We start from the raw sequence: 13,336 nt of genomic DNA, 5'->3' as shown, positions 1-13,336 counted from the left end.
CTCTCGCGATCAGCCGTCGAGGCCATCACAGTAGACGTAGGAGGACAGATGTCGTATCCCGCTTGGCCGAACTGGTTGGAGCCCGACTGGGCCGCGCAGCCCCTCGGACGCGGAGGCCGCCCTGAAGGTGCGCGGGACCGCTTTCCGGAGGACTACTCCTGGCTGGCCCGCTGGACGATGTACGCGGAGCTCATGACCCGCGCCAGGTATCAAGGCGTGCAAGGGCAGCGGACCGCGGCGGAGGATCGTACCCTCGCGTGGCTGGGGGATCCAGCCCGCTTCATCCACGCCGAACTCCACCCCCGCCATCTCGATATATCCCGCCGCGACCTTGGCCGCAAGTTGCTCGACGAGTTGATCCTGCCCGCTGTCGCCGAGGCCAACGAACAGGGAATTCCCACTACCCGCGGCGTCACCCCAGGACCCGACCAGATCAGAGGGGAGCAGAAGACACTCCTCGGGTGGTATCACTCACTGCACGAGCGCTCGGAAGAGAACGCGAGCACTGCCGTCAACCGGCGAATCGACGCCACCTACAAGGATATCAACGCCACGCTGCGAGATGCCCGGTGGGAGAAGGGCATGCACGATCCTGAGGGGTTTCCAGTACGTTCGCAGCGCGCCCTGCGCTACCTGACCACACTGCTGGACCAGCGGTTCGAGGCCTTCCGCCGCGATGATTCGGATCGCCGCTTCGGCCCAGACGACCTCGACGTCCTCCTGCCCGCAGCCCTCGCGGAGAAGGCACGGAACGGCGAGCAACGGATGCTCGGATTCCGTTTGGAATATCCGCACGAACCGGATGTACAGCAGGGCATCAGCGCGTCCGGAAGGCTGCAGATTCTCGAGGGATTGCTGCCGCAGCTCGCCCGGCGCATGCTGGCCCGGCAATCGATGCTCGTGCTGGGTCCGACCTCCAGCGGTAAGAGCCACGCCGGCCGGATCATCGCCTCGCACATCGCCAATCGCGGCATGAAGGCCATCATTCTGTTACCCATCAAGGCACTCGTCACCCAGGCCGTGCAGGAATGGGCGGAGTGGCTGGACAAAACCGATCTGAAGAAGCAGTGGAGCGTAGTCCCTGGCTCCCGGGACTACCCGCAACACGACGAGACCCTCGTACGCGGCGATTTCCGCGTCGCGGTGATGATCCCGGAGAAACTGTCGGCCCTGCTCGGGCGCGGGATGCGGCTCGACGGCGTCGGCGCGATCATCGTCGACGAACTGCAGATGCTGTCCACCGACAGTCGCGGCACCAACCTGGAAATGCTGATCACGCGGCTGCGCAGCGAACACCCGCTGATTCCATTGGTCGGGCTGGCTGCTCCGCTCGACAAGTCCTCCACCAACCGGATCCGCAACTGGCTCGGAATAGAGGAGAAGGCGGTGATCCAGACCGGCATCCGACCGGTGCCGCTGGAGAAGATCGTGCGCGGCATCGACGCTCAGGAGATGGTGCTGCGTTCGGATGGCGAGACTGCCGTCGCCCGCGAGATCCCAGACTCGGCCAGCAAGACCGGCCGCCCGCCGACCGGTCTGCGGCTCAACGGCGACCAGACCCGCGTACTGACCCTGTGCCTGGACCTGCTGGCGGAGCGGTCGATGGTCAGCGGGTCCGAGGAGTTCAGCATTCGGGGAGTGCTGTGTTTCGTCCAGAACCGTGATCTCGCACAACGATTCGCGACCGCGGCGCAAACCGCGCTCAACAGTTGGGACCTGGGGCCGGAGGCGCGCCCCGCCGGGCTCGACAAGAACCCCTTCCTGGGCCGATTCTCGACCCTCGACGAGGACATCGCGCAGCAACGGTGGGGCGGGCTCCGGCGCATACCCGAAAGCCGCGAACGCAACGGGGTGATCGACGCGCTCCGATCCGGGGTCGGCTTCCACACCGCGCGACTTGATCCGTTTCTTCGGGAGGAGGTGGAGTGGGCATTCCGGGAAGGCAATATCCGGCTGCTGTTCGCCACCGATACGCTCAAGCTCGGGATCAATCTGCCAGCCGAGGCGGTCGTCGTAGCCTCTGTCACCACCCCCAACAATATGCTGACCAGCAGCGTCATCGATCGTGACACAGTCGGGCAACGCCTCGGCCGCGCGGGTCGGCTGGGCATATCCAGCAGCGGACGTGGCTACCTCGTCATCCCGGCGGAGCCGTTGCCCGACCGCGACCTGGAATTCGCCCCCGACGACGAGGAGGAACTGGCGAAGTACGTGCCGCCGCGACCTGGACTCACCACCATCCGCAAGCGGGCGCTCGCCGCGCTCGCCGATCGCGACGCCGTCTTCAACCACTACATCAAATACCGCCAGCGCGGCGGCAACGTACAGTCCCGCCTTGACCAGAACACGTTGGCGTACCTGCTGCTCGAACACTCTCGGCGGATCTTCGACGAACGCGACCGCGAATCGCTCGAGCACGAGGTGAACCGGATGTTCGAGCTGTCACTCAAAGCGCAGCAACCGGGTGCGCGCGACGATATCTCCGCGGCCGCGGTGGTGAACATGCTGATCCGCTCGAAACTGCTGAAGGAGACCCGCCCGGATTTCCTGCGCATCACCGCGCTCGGACGAGCCATCGGACACAGCGGGATTCCGCTCGACGACGCGGCGGCGGTCGAGGACATCGCGGACGCGCTCGCCGCCGGGGCCGGGCAGCTGACCCTGCTCTACGCGGCGGTCCGGACACGTCAGGTCGTCGACAGCACCAACTGGGTGGCGCTGCGCAACAACCTCCCGCTCGAATCGGAGAGCGAGCAGATCCGTGGTGTCCTCCAACTGGCCACCGTGCTGATCTCCGGCGCGCCCGATGCCTCCGATGTGCGTTTGCCCGCTACGACATTGGCCGCACTGCGCAGGTTCGTCCCCGAAGCTGGGGACCTCCTGGGGCAGGGCGCCGCCGCCGACCGGATGCGCGATCTGATCGACGTGCACACAGTCGACGTGCACACAATTGAACCCCGTCGCGAAGACGCCAGCGCCCTGCTGCGCGCCTGCGTCCTGCTGCTTTGGATGCGTGGCTGCCCGTTCCCGATCATCAACGAGTGCGTCGAGGTCCTGGTACGGCACCGTCCCGACCGCGCCAAGCCGAAGGGCGAGACCAGTCCCCCGATCCACCCCGTGGATGTACGAAATCTCGGCGAGAACACCAGCTACATCTTCGACACGGTCTCCGACTACGTCGGAGTAGTGCCCGAGAACAACAATTTCCGGCGGTTCGAGCGCATGTCGGACGCGGTCGCCTACGGCCTACCCATCGAGCTGGCGGCGCTTTCACGACTCAATCTCCGTGCCACACACCGTGATCGACTCGTACACATGGTCCCGGCCATCGACGAGGGAGCCTACGACGACATCCCAGATCTGTTGCGCCGCAATACTCGCCGCCCGAACGTCCGAGCGATGACGCAACGACAGGACAACGAACTGCGGAACACGAAATTCGAAATCGCAGAGTACAAGAAGATTCTCCACGAGATCCACCAACAGGAGGCTCGGAACAAGGAATACGCGGACACCCTCTCCCAAGGCATCGGTAAGAAGGTTCTGCAGGGTCCGGGCTACACCGCCGAGACGGTGGTGCGCCTGCTAGGCGACACCGAACCGGCCAGCGCGGCGGCACAGCTGGCCGTGCTGTTCCGCGACCTCGGCTTGCAGGTCACCGACGGACGGAACGGCACCCTGCGCGTGCGTGGGACCGGCGACTCCGACCGCGAACTGACGGTGGAGGCGATTACGGAGGAGATCACCCTGCGGGATGCCCGGGCGCGCGCCGACGAGGGCATCATCATCGTCGCCTGCGGGGGCGTCGCGCTCGACGTCCTGACCGCACCGCTGGTCGACTCCGAACAGCAGACCGTCATCGTAGAACCGTCCGTGCTGGTGGAGGCCGCGTTCAAACTCGCGGAGCTCGAATCTCCGCCGGCGTCCTCGGAATTCGGAGAACAGGACCTCGACGACTTCACCGGCATCACCGACGAGGACCTGGCCTTGTTCGACAACGACGAGCACCACGCCGAACCGGACGAGTTCGAACTCGACGCGGTCCGCCGGGAAACCGGCGAGCGGATGTTGCGCATCCTGCGATCCGCACCGCCAGTGATGAGCCGCAACGACGCGCAGCGGTTGTTCGACGGCGTGCGTCTGACGATCAACGACCCGAGCAACAGTGGCGGCGGCTCGAAGGAGGACGCACGATGACCGTCAAGGACATCGGACTGTTCGTCAGTGCCCGATACTTCGAGCAGATAGCCCCGCACGGCCGGAATCCGGACACCATCCTCGATCGGGTGCAGGAGACCGCCGCGCTGCTCACCCTCGCGGGTGGTTTCAGCCACAAGGTGGTCTGCGCGGACTGCGGTCGCGATTCCGAACGGTCGATTGCCGAAGATCTCGCCCTAACCTGCGGGTTCCGGGTCCGACACTGTCCGGCCGCCGGCCCGGACCAGTCAGTCGTGCTGGGCACCGAGATTTTGGCGACGTGCGCCGAGGGTGTCGGGCCGAGGACGATCGTCATTGGCGACTCGCTACTCGCCCAGACCGCCGTCGTGGATGTCGTGCACCGCCAGCGCCGTTCGGTTATCGCTCTGGCCGCCGAGTATCCCCAACCGCCTCGGATCGCCGATCTCGCGTATATCCTGCCGCTCGCCTCGACCGCGCTGCTCGACGTGGTGCGGGAGGTGCTCGGCGAACTGGGTTCGAGCGACGGAAAACCGACCGGTGCGGCCGTGTACGCCGCACTGTGCCAACGGATCACGGGGTTCCAGCCCGGCGCCTACGGGTATACGACGATGGCCGAGCTGATCGGCGCGGCGCAGGGCACGGACTTCCCCAAGCCGGCGGCGCGAAAGCGGGTCATCGACACGATCACCCGCGCACGGAAATCGTCGAAACCGGCGAACCGGCCGGTCGTGCAGCATTCCTCCATCCGCGAGACCATCCGCGGCCTACCGGGATTCGCCGATGATCAGGTACGCCACCTTGACGATCGGCACATCGGGGCACGAGTACTGAAGCTGCTCGAAACGCACGCCGAGCTGCGCCCGCAGCTCATTGCCGGGGAACTGGACTTCCCCGACGCCGTCCAGCACTTCCTCGGTGACGATGCCTGGAAACCACGCACGTCGAATTGGCGGATGATGATGCACCGCGCCGCCCGTGAGGCGGGCGGTTGGCTGCTCGCGACGCCACCCGGCACCACTCGATCCCAGCTGGTCCTCGGCGAATCTGTTCCCGAGGGCTGGTCATTCGACGATCGATACGCGGGCAAGGCATACGAATCGACCGCTATGCCCACCGATGGGGCCACGGGTTGGGACTGAAATAAGTACGTCCACAACACTTTCCGACCAGGTAGCCGAGGAAGCGCGATTCCCCGGCTATTCCCCGGCGTGGACCCACTGACACAGTGGCATTCTCGCTCTCCCGGGTATTGGGTGAAAGACGGCGGCAATGCGGCCGCTCCGGTGGAAAGACCTCGAAGCCGGTCCGTGGCACGTGATCGTACGGAGACCACGTGCCACGGGAAGCAACAGCCACGCACCCGCGCCAAATCCTCGGGTGCACCTATCTCAGGGAGACGACATCAGTATGACCCCGAACCAACGCAATCTGCAGTCGGAACGCCCGACCAGGCGGCCGCGACGCGGAACCACCGCGCTCGACCTGGTGGTACTCATCCTCTTCGTGGCCGCCGCCGTCGCCCTGGTGGTGGTCGGCCACGCCGGTGCAGCCGTGCTGACCGCAGCGGCCGCGTTCATCGCCGGCGGCTTCGGGCTCTGGCTCGGACGCCACAAGCGCCGCGGATAGTTCTGAAAACCCAATTGCCCACCGGCCCCGATCCGCGAATGCGGGTCGGGGCCTTATCTTTCAGCCCGGCACCGAGCCGAGCAGCCACCCGGATGTGCTACACACACCACCAGTCGCGGTATGGCTTGTCTAGCCCGCCGAGGGTCCCAGCACCGACTCCACGCGCCCCGGCGCGGGCTCCTTGAGTTCGATGAACAGCGCGTGGGTCTCGCCCTCGCCGATGTTCTCGCCCGAATGCTCCTGCGCCCCGAGCCAGCGCACCTGCCCCGCGGCGAGCTCCACCTCCACCCGTTCCCCGTTGGCCGTGATCCGACGCCGGAAGGAGTTCAAGGGGTACAGGACGCTGTCGGGATGACCATGGGGCGAGGTGCGGTCACCGGGCTTGTCGCGGTACTCCAGCACCCGCACGCGCTCGTTCTCGAAGATGACCCGGTACAGGTCCGGATTCACCACAGCGGGATCGGTGCTCATAGCAGCCCTCCGGGACTCGATATGGGATCAGAGTACCATCATGGGCATGGCCGTACCATATGAGAACACCGGGCGCACCAACCAGAAGTCCCGCACCCGTACGGCCCTGGTCACCGCGACCCGGAAGCTGTTGGCGCAGGGCGTGATACCGACGGTCGAGGACGCCGCCCAGGCCGCCGGCATCTCCCGCACCACCGCCTACCGCTACTTCCCCAACCAGCGCGCCCTCCTGGCGGCCGTACGCCCCGAGATCGACCGCGAGACACTGCTCCCCGACCCCGCCCCGACCGACCCTCGTGAACGCCTCGACCTCGTCATGCGCGAATGCGTCCGCATCAACATGGAGTGGGAACCCGAACTACGCACCTCGCTGCGCCTGTCCCTGGACCCGGCCGAGGGAAACCTCTCCCCGCTACGCCGCGGCCGGGTGATCGGCTGGCTCGAACACGCGCTGGAACCCCTGCGAATCACGCACCCGGACATCGACATCCGCCGCCTGGCCATTTCCATCCGGTCCGCCACCGGCATCGAGTCCTTCATCTGGCTCGTCGACATCGCCGCCCTCCCCCGCCCGGAGGCCGCCGAAATCCTCTGCGCCACAGCCAGAGCCCTCCTGAACGAGGCGCTGGGCCGCTGAAACGACGATGCGGACCGATCCACCAGGGATCGGTCCGCATCGTCGGAGTGCGTTCGGTCTACACCGTGAAGCCGAGGGCGCGCAGCTGTTCGCGGCCGTCGTCGGTGATCTTGTCGGGGCCCCACGGGGGCATCCAGACCCAGTTGATCTGCAGGTCCTCGGCGAGGCCGGAGCGGACCAGCGCGTTGCGGGACTGGTCCTCGATCACGTCGGTGAGGGGGCAGGCCGGGGAGGTCAGGGTCATGTCGAGTTTGGCGATGCCGTCCTCGAAGGCCATGCCGTAGACGAGGCCCAGATCGACGACATTGATGCCGAGCTCGGGGTCGACGACGTCACGCATCGCCTCCTCCATGTCGTCGAGGTGCTGGAGCTCCTCGGGAGTGAGTTCCTTGGTCTGCTGCTCGGTTTCGCTCATCTCTTACTCCCCGTTGCCCATCGTCTTCTTGGCTTCCTCTGCCGAGGCGATCCGCACCACGGCGTCCTTGAACGCCATCCAGCCCAGCAGCGCGCACTTCACGCGGGCGGGGTACTTCGCGACGCCGACGAACGCGACACCGTCGCCGATCACGTCCTCGTCACCCTCGACGGTGCCGCGGCCGGTGATCATGGCGTCGAACTCCTCGACCACCTTCAGCGCCTGCTGCACCGGCAGGCCGATGACCTGATCGGTGAGCACCGAGGTCGAGGCCTGGCTGATCGAGCAGCCCTGGCCGTCGTAGGACACGTCCTTGACGTCACCCGCGTCGTCGATGTGCACGCGCAGCGTCACCTCGTCACCACAGGTCGGGTTGACGTGATGCACTTCGGCGCCGAAGGGCTCACGTAGCCCCCGGTGGTGCGGGTGCTTGTAGTGGTCCAGGATCACTTCCTGGTACATCTGCTCCATGCGCATGGTCTATGCAACTCCGAAGAAGCTCTGGGCCTTCCGCACCGCGGCCACCAGCTGATCGACCTCGTCCACGGTGTTGTACAACGCGAAAGAGGCACGGGCGGTGGCGGCGACGCCGAATCGGCGGTGCAGCGGCCACGCGCAGTGGTGACCGACACGGATGGCGACACCCTGGTCGTCGAGGATCTGGCCGACATCGTGGGCGTGAATGCCCTCCACCAGGAACGACACCGCCCCGCCACGATTCACGTTCTCGGTCGGGCCGATGATCCGGACGCCGTCGATCGCGCCCAGACCTTCCAGCGCCGCGCCGACGAGCGTGTGCTCATGCGCCGCAACGGCATCCATGCCGACCTCGCCGAGATACTTGACCGCGGCGCCCAATCCGACGACCTGCGAGATCATCTGCGAGCCCGCCTCGAACCGCTGCGGCGGCGGGGCGAAGGTCGAGTGATCCATGAACACGGTCTCGATCATGGAGCCGCCGGTGATGAACGGCGGGGTGTCCTCGAGCAGCTCACGCCGCCCGTACAGGATGCCGACACCCGAGGGGCCCAGCATCTTGTGGCCGGAGAAGGCGGCGAAGTCGACGCCCAGCTCCTTGAAGTCCACGCCCATGTGCGGCACCGACTGGCAGGCGTCCAGCACGACGATCGCGCCGACTTCCTTGGCCCGGCGCACCAATTCGGCGACATCGGCGACCGCGCCGGTCACATTCGACTGGTGCGTGAACGCGACCACCTTGGTGGCGGGCGACAATTCGAGCGAATCCAGGTCGATGCGGCCGTCGTCGGTGATGCCGTACCACTTCAGCGTCGCACCCGTGCGGCGCGCGAGCTCCTGCCACGGAACGAGATTCGCGTGATGCTCGAGCTCGGTGATGACGATCTCGTCACCGGGACCCACGTGGTACGGGAAGCGGTCGTCGGAGAAGGCGTAGGCCACCACGTTCAGCGACTCGGTCGCGTTCTTGGTGTACACGATCTCGTCCGCGCCGGCGCCGACGAACGCCGCGATCGCCGCGCGCGCCGCCTCGTAGGCCTCGTTGGCCTCCTCGGCGAGCTGATGCGCGCTGCGATGCACGGCCGCGTTGTGCTCGAGCAGGAATTCCCGCTCGGCGTCGAGCACCTGCAGCGGACGTTGCGACGTCGCACCGGAATCCAAGTACGCCAGCGGTTTCCCGTCGCGCACGGTCCGGCTCAGGATCGGGAAGTCGGCCCGGATCCTGGCGATGTCGAGAGTCCCCACGGTGCTGGTCATATTCAGGCTCCTACAGCAGCTGAAGTAAAGCGCACGTAGCCGTTCGCGTCGAGTTCCTCGGCCAGCTCGGCGCCGCCCTCGGCGACGATCTTGCCGCCCACGAACACGTGCACGAAGTCGGGCTTGATGTAGCGCAGGATGCGGGTGTAGTGGGTGATCAGCAGGATGCCGCCGGTCTCCCGCTCCTTGTAACGGTTCACGCCCTCGGAAACAATCCGCAGCGCGTCGACGTCGAGGCCCGAGTCGGTCTCGTCGAGCACGGCGATCTTCGGCTTGAGCAGGCTCAGCTGCAGGATCTCCTGGCGCTTCTTCTCACCACCGGAGAAGCCCTCGTTGACCGAGCGCTCGCCGAAGGCCGGATCGATCTCCAGCTCGGCCATGCCCTCCTTGACTTCCTTGACCCAGGTGCGCAGCTTGGGGGCCTCGCCGCGGATCGCGGTGGCGGCGGTGCGCAGGAAGTTCGAGACCGAGACGCCGGGCACCTCGACCGGGTACTGCATGGCCAGGAACAGGCCCGCGCGGGCACGCTCGTCGACCGACATCTCCAGCACGTTCTCACCGTCGAGGGTGATGGTGCCCTGGGTGACGGTGTACTTGGGGTGGCCGGCGATGGCGTAGGACAGGGTCGACTTGCCGGAGCCGTTGGGGCCCATGATGGCGTGGGTCTCGCCCGACTTGATGGTCAGGTTCACGCCCTTGAGGATCTTGATGGGCTCGGCGTTCTCGTCCGGGCTGGCGACCTCGACGTGCAGGTCCTTGATTTCCAGGGTGGTCATCGAATCGGATTCCTTTGCGGGATGGGAAGTTTGAGTGTCAGGCGCCGACGGCGGCGAGTTCGGCCTCGATGGCCGCCTCGAGCCGCTCCCGGACCTCGGGGACGGAGATCTTCTGCAGCACCTCGAAGAAGAAGCCGCGCACCACCAGACGGCGGGCGACCTCCTCCGGGATACCGCGCGAACGCAGGTAGAACAGCTGCTCGTCATCGAAACGGCCGGTGGCCGAGGCGTGTCCGGCCCCGATGATCTCGCCGGTCTCGATCTCCAGGTTCGGCACCGAGTCGGCACGCGCACCATCGGTGAGCACCAGGTTGCGGTTCAGCTCGTAGGTGTCGGTGCCCTCGGCGGCCGCCCGGATCAGCACGTCGCCGACCCACACGGTGTGCGCGTCCGGCTTGTCCGAGGTCGGATCACCCTGCAGCGCACCCTTGTACTGCACGTTGGACTTGCAGTTGGGCTGCGAGTGATCGACCAGCAGACGCTGCTCGAAGAACTGGCCGTCATCGGCGAAGTAGACACCCAGCAGTTCAGCGTCACCGCCGGGACCCGCGTAACGGACATTGCCGGTGAGCCGCACCAGATCGCCACCGAGGGTGACATTGGTGTGGCGCAGCACGGCGTCGCGGCCGAGCATGGCGTGGTGCGCGGTGACGTGCACGGCGTCGTCGGCCCAGTCCTGGACCACGATGACGTTCAGCGCCGCGCTGTCCCCGAGGATGAATTCGACGTTCTCGGCGTAGGTTCCGCTGCCGCGCTGGTCGACCACCACTGTGGCGCGCGCGAAATTGCCGAGCCGGACCTGCAGGTGCCCGTAGGCGACCTTGCCCGCGCCCGGACCGGTGATGGCCACGATGACCGGCTCGGCCACTTCGGTTTCCGCACCGACGGTGACGACGGTGGCGGCATCGAAGCCCGAGTACGCCTGCGCCGCAACGCGATCGGTGGGGGTGCCGCCCTGGCCCAGGCGGGCGTCGGTGCGGTCCACGGTCTCGGCCGTGACACCCGCGGGTGCGGTCACCTCGACGGTCGGCTGACCGTCCTTGACGGCGGTGCCGTCGTGCAGGCCGTTGAGGCGGCGCATCGGGGTGAAGCGCCACGCCTCGTCACGGCCCGAGGGGATTTCGAAGGCGTTCACGTCGAACGACGCGAACACCTCACCCTTGTTCAGGGCAGGGGTACGAGCCTCAGCGGCCTCGGCAACGTTCTCCACGGCCATCAGCCGACGGCTCCTTCCATCTGCAGTTCGATCAGGCGGTTCAGTTCCAGGGCGTACTCCATCGGGAGCTCCTTGGCGATGGGCTCCACGAAGCCGCGCACCACCATGGCCATCGCCTCGTCCTCGGTCAGACCGCGGGACATCAGGTAGAACAGCTGGTCCTCGGACACCTTCGAGACGGTCGCCTCGTGGCCCATGGTCACGTCGTCCTCGCGGATGTCGACGTAGGGGTAGGTGTCGGAGCGGGAGATGTTGTCCACCAGCAGCGCATCGCACTTCACGGTCGACTTCGAGCCGTACGCGCCCTTGTTCACCTGCACCAGGCCGCGGTACGAGGCACGGCCACCGCCGCGCGCCACCGACTTGGAGATGATGTTCGAGGAGGTGTGCGGCGCCAGGTGCAGCATCTTGGCACCGGTGTCCTGGTGCTGGCCCTCACCGGCGAACGCGATGGAGAGCACCTCACCCTTGGCGTACTCGCCGGTCATCCACACGGCCGGGTACTTCATGGTGACCTTGGAGCCGATATTGCCGTCGACCCACTCCATGGTCGCGCCCGCCTCCGCCTTGGCACGCTTGGTCACCAGGTTGTAGACGTTGTTCGACCAGTTCTGGATCGTGGTGTAGCGGCAGCGGCCGCCCTTCTTCACGATGATCTCCACGACCGCCGAGTGCAGCGAGTCCGAGGAGTAGATGGGCGCGGTGCAACCCTCGACGTAGTGGACGTAGGCGTCCTCGTCGACGATGATCAGCGTCCGCTCGAACTGACCCATGTTCTCGGTGTTGATGCGGAAGTACGCCTGCAGCGGGATGTCCACGTGCACGCCCGGCGGCACGTAGATGAACGAGCCACCCGACCACACCGCGGAGTTCAGCGCGGAGAACTTGTTGTCACCCGAGGGGATGACCGAGCCGAAGTACTTCTGGAACAGCTCGGGGTGCTCCTTGAGACCGGTGTCGGTGTCGAGGAAGATGACGCCCTGCTTCTCCAGGTCCTCACGGATGGAGTGGTAGACGACCTCGGACTCGTACTGGGCGGCGACACCGGCGACGAGACGCTGCTTCTCGGCCTCCGGGATGCCCAGCTTGTCGTAGGTGTTCTTGATGTCCTCGGGCAGCTCTTCCCAGGAAGCGGCCTGCTTCTCGCTCGAGCGCACGAAGTACTTGATGTTGTCGAAGTCGATGCCGTCGAGCTTCGAGCCCCAGCCCGGCATGGGCTTCTTGTCGAAGATGCGCAGGGCCTTGAGGCGGAAGTCGAGCATCCATTCGGGCTCGCTCTTCTTGGCCGAGATGTCGCGCACGACCTCCTCGGACAGTCCGCGCTTGGCAGCGGCACCGGCGACATCCTTGTCGGCCCAGCCGTACTCGTAGGTACCCAGGGACGCGATGGTCTCTTCCTGGGACAGCGGCTGCACCTGGTCGGTGGTCGTCGTCATTCGGCACTCCTTCCGGAGTCATGTGTAGAAGTCGTTGCGGGCTGCGCAACGGGGGTCTGGGCGGAACTTTCGGGGGCGGTATCGGGCATAGCGAGCGAAGCAATGAGGGGAACGTGCGTGGTGCAGGCGCAGTCACCGTTGGCGATGGTCGCCAGGCGCTGCACATGCGTGCCGAGAATCGCGCGGAAAGCCTCCAGCTCGGCCGCGCACAGCTCCGGGAATTCCTCGGCGACGTGCGAGACCGGGCAGTGGTGCTGGCAGATCTGCACGCCGGCGCCGACCTTCCGGGTCGAGGCCGCGAACCCGGCATCGGTGAACGCTTCCGCGATCTCCTCCGCCTTGGCCTCGGTCTCGGCCGGGGCGTGGACGGCGAGATCGCCGACCCCGGCCACGATGGACGCCACCCGCTTGCGCGCGAAATCGGCGATGGCCTGATCGCCGCCGATTTCCCGCAGCTGCCGCATGGCCGCTCCGGCGAGGTCATCGTAGGCGTGCGCGAGGCGGCCCCGGCCGGTGGCCGTCAGCTGGTACTGCTTGGCGGGACGGCCGCGGCCCTTCTGCTGCCACGGCGCCGACCTGGTCGCCTGCGCCTCACCGGACTCGATGAGCGCGTCCAGATGCCGCCGCACCCCCGCCGGACTCAGACCCAGCCGCTCGCCGATGGCGGTCGCGGTGATCGGGCCCTCCTCCAACAGCAGCTTGACGACAGCTTCGCGCGTGTGTCCCTCACCCGCCGGTCCGGGCACGACAACGGACCGGGCACCGTCGTTCTGGTGCCCGGCCTGTTCCGCGTTCCGCAAACCCACGGTTTTCACAACACAAGTGTGACGGAATTCCATTCCTCGA

General features: G+C 66.5%; 12 protein-coding genes. 4 read left to right on the top strand and 8 right to left on the bottom strand.

Annotated features, from left to right (window positions below):
- Positions 1 to 48 precede the first annotated feature (48 nt).
- The 3 genes from ACQP06_RS15885 to ACQP06_RS15875 all read left to right on the top strand — a co-directional run bounded on the left by ACQP06_RS15885 (position 49) and on the right by ACQP06_RS15875 (position 5,805).
- Complete coding sequence (locus tag ACQP06_RS15885; RefSeq protein ID WP_433672895.1) at positions 49 to 4,197, top strand: DEAD/DEAH box helicase; 4,149 nt, start codon at positions 49 to 51, stop codon at positions 4,195 to 4,197.
- Positions 4,194 to 5,318, top strand: coding sequence for a hypothetical protein (locus tag ACQP06_RS15880; RefSeq protein WP_433672894.1), 1,125 nt, complete (start codon positions 4,194 to 4,196; stop codon positions 5,316 to 5,318). Before ACQP06_RS15885 ends, ACQP06_RS15880 begins: the two co-directional genes overlap by 4 nt.
- A 268-nt stretch (positions 5,319 to 5,586) precedes the next feature.
- Positions 5,587 to 5,805 carry a hypothetical protein gene (locus ACQP06_RS15875; protein ID WP_433672893.1) on the top strand — a complete coding sequence of 73 codons (219 nt, stop codon included), beginning with the start codon at positions 5,587 to 5,589 and terminating at the stop codon, positions 5,803 to 5,805.
- Between the two features lie 129 nt (positions 5,806 to 5,934).
- Here ACQP06_RS15875 and ACQP06_RS15870 read toward each other — a convergent pair whose 3' ends face one another.
- The gene (locus ACQP06_RS15870; RefSeq protein ID WP_433672892.1) at positions 5,935 to 6,276 is read right to left on the bottom strand and encodes a cytoplasmic protein; all 342 of its coding nucleotides are present in this window, start codon (positions 6,274 to 6,276) and stop codon (positions 5,935 to 5,937) included.
- Between the two features lie 46 nt (positions 6,277 to 6,322).
- Here ACQP06_RS15870 and ACQP06_RS15865 point away from each other — a divergent pair, with 46 nt between their 5' ends.
- Positions 6,323 to 6,913: a TetR/AcrR family transcriptional regulator gene (locus ACQP06_RS15865; protein WP_433672891.1), complete on the top strand. Its 591-nt coding sequence runs from the start codon at positions 6,323 to 6,325 to the stop codon at positions 6,911 to 6,913.
- Between the two features lie 58 nt (positions 6,914 to 6,971).
- Here the strand turns inward: ACQP06_RS15865 and ACQP06_RS15860 are convergent, their stop codons facing one another.
- Genes ACQP06_RS15860 through ACQP06_RS15830 form a run of 7 tightly spaced genes read right to left on the bottom strand, consistent with a single transcriptional unit; the run spans position 6,972 to position 13,329 of the window.
- Positions 6,972 to 7,328: a metal-sulfur cluster assembly factor gene (locus ACQP06_RS15860; protein ID WP_357082950.1), complete on the bottom strand. Its 357-nt coding sequence runs from the start codon at positions 7,326 to 7,328 to the stop codon at positions 6,972 to 6,974.
- 3 nt (positions 7,329 to 7,331) lie between these two features.
- A complete protein-coding gene (gene sufU / locus ACQP06_RS15855) occupies positions 7,332 to 7,805 on the bottom strand; it encodes a Fe-S cluster assembly sulfur transfer protein SufU (protein ID WP_433672890.1) in 474 nt (157 codons plus the stop codon).
- A gap of 3 nt (positions 7,806 to 7,808) precedes the next feature.
- The gene (locus ACQP06_RS15850) at positions 7,809 to 9,062 is read right to left on the bottom strand and encodes a cysteine desulfurase (RefSeq protein WP_433672889.1); all 1,254 of its coding nucleotides are present in this window, start codon (positions 9,060 to 9,062) and stop codon (positions 7,809 to 7,811) included.
- A gap of 2 nt (positions 9,063 to 9,064) precedes the next feature.
- The gene (sufC, locus tag ACQP06_RS15845) at positions 9,065 to 9,838 is read right to left on the bottom strand and encodes a Fe-S cluster assembly ATPase SufC (RefSeq protein WP_357082959.1); all 774 of its coding nucleotides are present in this window, start codon (positions 9,836 to 9,838) and stop codon (positions 9,065 to 9,067) included.
- 37 nt (positions 9,839 to 9,875) lie between these two features.
- Positions 9,876 to 11,054, bottom strand: a complete 1,179-nt coding sequence (gene sufD, locus ACQP06_RS15840) for a Fe-S cluster assembly protein SufD (RefSeq protein WP_433672888.1) — start codon at positions 11,052 to 11,054, stop codon at positions 9,876 to 9,878.
- Positions 11,054 to 12,490, bottom strand: coding sequence for a Fe-S cluster assembly protein SufB (gene sufB, locus ACQP06_RS15835; protein WP_433672887.1), 1,437 nt, complete (start codon positions 12,488 to 12,490; stop codon positions 11,054 to 11,056). The genes sufD and sufB overlap by 1 nt, the downstream gene beginning before the upstream one ends.
- Entirely contained in the window at positions 12,487 to 13,329 is an 843-nt protein-coding gene (locus ACQP06_RS15830) for a helix-turn-helix transcriptional regulator (RefSeq protein ID WP_433672886.1), read from the bottom strand. The genes sufB and ACQP06_RS15830 overlap by 4 nt, the downstream gene beginning before the upstream one ends.
- Positions 13,330 to 13,336 lie beyond the last annotated feature (7 nt).

It is taken from the genome of Nocardia sp. CA-136227 (assembly GCF_050955695.1).
Taxonomy (GTDB): Bacteria; Actinomycetota; Actinomycetes; order Mycobacteriales; family Mycobacteriaceae; genus Nocardia.
This window is presented reverse-complemented; position numbering and strand designations above follow the sequence as displayed.